Raw genomic sequence first — 3,827 nt, forward strand, 5'->3', positions numbered from 1 at the left:
CGCGGTCGGCTGATGCAGGCGCTGCCGGAAGGCGGCGCGATGCTGGCGGTGCAGGCGACGGAGGACGAAGTCCTGCCACTGATCGGCGAGTTCGTGTCGATCGCGGCCGTCAACGGCCCGCGCTCGATCGTGGTCTCGGGCACGGAGGAGGCGGTCGCGGAGATCGAGGCCCACTTCGCCGACCGCAAGACGAACCGGCTGCGGGTTTCGCACGCGTTCCACTCGCCGCTGATGGACCCGATGCTGGCGGACTTCCGTACGGTCCTCGACGGGCTGACGTACCACGCGCCGTCGATCCCGGTGATCTCCAACGTGACCGGTGCACTGGCCGAAGGCCTCCAGGAGCCCGGGTACTGGGTGCGCCACGTCCGTGAGGCCGTCCGGTTCGCCGACGGCATCCGCACGCTGGAAGCCGCAGGTGTCACCCGCTTCCTCGAACTCGGCCCCGACGGCGTCCTCACCGCGCTCGCGGCCGCCTCCCTCTCCGACGACGCCGTCCTGGCCACCGTCCTCCGCAAGGACCAGGCCGAGGACACGACCCTCCTGGCCGCGCTCGCGCGCCTGCACGTCACCGGCGCGCCCGTCGACTGGGCCGCCCTCCTCGCCGGAACCGGTGCCCGCGCCGTGGACGTTCCCACGTACGCGTTCCAGCACCGGCACTACTGGCCCGAGGTCACCCTCGCACGCGGCGGCGACGTCCGGCTCGCGGGGCTCGGGGCCGCCGAGCACCCGCTGCTGGGCGCGGCCGTCGAGCTGGTCAACACGGACGGCTACCTGTTCACCGGGCGGCTGTCGGCCCGGTCGCACGGGTGGCTCGCGGACCATGTCGTCATGGGCTCGGTCCTGGTGCCGGGCACGGCGCTGGTCGAGCTGGCGGTGCGGGCCGGGGACGAGGTCGGCTGCGACCTGGTCGAGGAGCTGACGCTGGCCGCGCCGCTCGTCCTGCCCGAGCGGGGCGGGGTGCGGGTGCAGGTATGGGTCGGCGAGCCGGACGCGTCCGGGCGGCGCGCGCTCACCGTGCACGGCCGGCCGGACGACGCGGACGGGACGGACTGGACCCTCCACGCCACCGGTGTGCTGGGGACGGGCGCGACGCCGACGCCGTTCGAGGCGGCGGTGTGGCCGCCGACTGGTGCCGAGGCGGTGGACCTGACCGGGCTGTACGAGGGTCTGGCGGAGGCCGGGTTCGGGTACGGCCCGGTGTTCCGGGGCCTGCGGGCGGTCTGGCGGCGCGGGGACGAGGTCTTCGCGGAGGTCGCCCTGCCCGAGGGCACCGACGGAAGCGGCTTCGGCCTGCACCCGGCGCTGTTCGACGCCTGTCTCCACGCGTTCGCACTGACCGGGTCCGACGAGCGCGGGGTGCCGTTCGCGTGGGAGGACGTGGCGCTGCACGCCTCCGGCGCGTCGTCGGTCCGGGTGCGGCTGACGCCGTCCGCGGGCGGCGCGGTGGCGCTGGCGATCGCCGACACCGAGGGGCACCCGGTGGCGACCGTCGGGTCGTTGGTCGTGCGCCCGGTGTCGGCGGGCGAGGCGGGACCGGTGGGCCGGGACGGGTTGTTCCGGGTGGACTGGGTGCCGGTGAAGGTCTCCTCGGCGCCGGAGTTCGTGGCGGTGGGGTCGCTGGTGGAGGTGCCGGTGGAGGTGCCGCCGGTGGTGGTCATCGAGACGGCCGCCGTCGACGACGACGTGCACGCGCGGACGGCGCAGGCGCTGGAGCTGGTGCAGGGCTGGCTGGCGGAGGAGCGTTTCGCGGGCTCGCGGCTGGTGTTCGTGACGCGTGGTGTGGTGGCGGGCGAGGACCTGCCGGGCGCTGCGGTGTGGGGTCTGGTGCGGTCGGCGATGTCGGAGGAGCCGGGCCGGTTCGGCCTGGTGGATCTGGCCGGTTCGGAAGAACTGCCGCCCGCCGCCCTGGGCGTGGACGAACCGGAGGTGCTGGTCCGCGACGGTGAGGTCCTGGCCGCTCGGCTGGTGCGGACGGAGGCCGCAGCCGCCGCGATCGCGTGGCCGAGCGGGGGGACGGTCCTGATCACTGGCGGTACGGGCGGCCTCGGCACGATCGTGGCCCGGCGCCTGGCGGCCGAGCACGGCGTGCGCAGCCTGCTGCTGGTGAGCCGCCGGGGCGCGGACGCCGAGGGCGTCGACGCGCTGCTCGCCGAGCTGGCTGCACTCGGCGCGGACGTGGCGGTCGAGGCGTGTGACGTGGCCGATGAGGCCGCCGTCGCCGAGCTGTTCGCCCGGCACGAGATCCGCGCGGTCGTCCACACGGCGGGGGTGCTCGACGACGGTGTGATCGGCTCGCTGACCCCCGAGCGGGTCTCCGCCGTCCTGCGCCCGAAGGCGGACGCGGCGTGGAACCTGCACCGGGCCGGCGAGAACGTCGAGGCGTTCGTTCTCTTCTCCTCCGTCGCCGGCGCGTTCGGGAGTGCGGGCCAGGGCGCCTATGCGGCGGGCAACGCCTACCTGGACGCGCTGGCACACCACCGGCGTTCGCTCGGCCTGCCCGCCGTCTCGCTCGCCTGGGGCCCCTGGTCCGACGTGGCCGGAATGACCGGCACCCTCACCGACGCCGAGGCCGAGCGCATCGCCCGGCTCGGCCTGCCGGCCATCTCCCCGGCCCAGGGCGTCGAGCTCTTCGACGCGGCGCTCGCCACCGGGCACCCGGTCGTGCTGCCGGTCCGCCTCGACCTGGCGGCGATGGCCGCGCACGGCGAGGTGCCTGCCCTGCTGCGCGGCTTGGTGCGGGGCCGCGTGCGGCGCGCCGTGGTCGCCGGTTCGGCGGTGTCGGCGGGACTGGCGCAGCGCCTGTCCGGGCTGGGTGGCGAGGAGCGGCGGGTGGCCGTCCTGAAGCTGGTGCGCGACCAGATCGCGCTCGTGCTGGGCCACGATGCCGGCTCGGCGGTCGATCCGACGAAGGCGTTCCAGGACCTCGGCTTCGACTCGCTGACGGCGGTCGAGCTGCGCAACCGGCTGAAGTCGGTGACCGGTCTCCAGCTGCCTGCGACGGTTGTGTTCGACTACCCGACGGCGAGCGCGCTGGCCGGCTTCCTGCTGGAGGGCCTGTTCGGCGCCGAGAGCGTCGTCCACGTCCCCGAGCCCTTGTCGTCGCTGTCCGACGACCCGATCGTGATCGTGGGCATGGCGTGCCGTTACCCGGGTGGCGTCGAGTCGCCGGAGGACCTGTGGCGGCTGGTGGCCGACGGCGTGGACGCGGTGTCGGACTTCCCGACGGACCGCGGCTGGGAGGTCCGGGCGCTGTACAACCCGGACCCGGACCACACCGGTACGTCCTCCACGCGCTCCGGCGGATTCCTGTACACCGCCGGGGAGTTCGACCACGAGTTCTTCGGGATGAGCCCGCGTGAGGCGCTGGCGACGGACGCGCAGCAGCGCCTGCTGCTGGAGACGTCGTGGGAGGCCTTCGAACGGGCCGGCATCGACCCGGTGTCGCTGCGCGGCAGCCGGACCGGCGTCTTCGCGGGTGTGATGTACGCGGACTACGCGAGCCTGCTGGGCGGTGGCGAGTTCGAGGGCTACCAGGGCAGCGGCAGCGCGGGAAGCGTGGCCTCGGGTCGCGTCTCGTACACCCTGGGTCTGGAGGGTCCGGCGGTGACGGTGGACACGGCGTGCTCGTCGTCGCTGGTGGCGATGCACCTGGCGGCGCAGGCGCTGCGCGGCGGTGAGTGCTCGCTGGCGCTGGCCGGTGGTGTCACCGTGATGTCGACGCCGAACACCTTCGTGGAGTTCTCGCGCCAGGGCGGTCTGTCGGCCGACGGTCGGTGCCGTTCGTTCGCGGACGCGGCGGACGGTGTGGGCTGGGGCGAGGGCGT

1 protein-coding gene is annotated in these 3,827 nt (G+C 74.5%); it reads left to right on the plus strand.

The window, feature by feature from the left end:
* A partial coding sequence (locus ACZ3YL_RS42350) for an SDR family NAD(P)-dependent oxidoreductase (RefSeq protein WP_465663181.1) occupies window positions 1-3,827 on the plus strand: 3,827 nt, incomplete at both ends.

The sequence above is a fragment of the Kitasatospora sp. NPDC023176 genome (genome assembly GCF_055560495.1).